The sequence below is a fragment of the Duganella qianjiadongensis genome, assembly GCF_009857915.1.
In the GTDB taxonomy this organism is placed as follows: domain Bacteria; phylum Pseudomonadota; class Gammaproteobacteria; order Burkholderiales; family Burkholderiaceae_D; genus Rugamonas; species Rugamonas qianjiadongensis.
Window position 1 is genome coordinate 1 of the sequence record NZ_WWCM01000072.1, and the last position, 545, is coordinate 545.

Consider the following 545-nt stretch of genomic DNA (forward strand, 5'->3'; position numbering starts at 1 on the left):
GTGTGACGGCCGCCTTCATCTTTCGACAGAACGTAGATCTCGCCGGTGAAGTGGTTGTGTGGCTTGATCGAGCCTGGTTTTGCCAGAACTTGACCACGTTCCACGTCTTCACGCTTGGTGCCGCGCAGCAGCAGACCAACGTTGTCGCCTGCCTGACCCTGGTCCAGCAGTTTGCGGAACATTTCCACGCCGGTGCAGGTGGTTTTCACGGTGTCTTTGATACCGACGATTTCGATCTCTTCGCCGACTTTGATGATACCGCGCTCAACACGACCGGTTACCACGGTACCGCGACCCGAGATCGAGAACACGTCTTCTACTGGCATCAGGAAGGCGCCGTCCACTGCGCGCTCTGGCGTAGGGATGTAGCTGTCCAGTGCTTCGGCCAGTTGCATGATAGCCTGTTCGCCCAGAGGACCGGTATCGCCGTCCAGCGCCATACGTGCCGAACCTTTAACGATAGGCAGGTCGTCGCCTGGGAAGTCGTACTTCGACAGCAGCTCGCGCACTTCCATTTCAACCAGTTCCAGCAGTTCTGCGTCGTC

At 58.0% G+C, this 545-nt stretch carries 1 protein-coding gene; it reads right to left on the minus strand.

What is annotated here, in order from left to right; translation table 11 throughout:
- Positions 1-545, minus strand: a 545-nt coding sequence (locus tag GTP27_RS23315; RefSeq protein WP_286173326.1) for an EF-Tu/IF-2/RF-3 family GTPase, incomplete at both ends; no start/stop codon positions are given.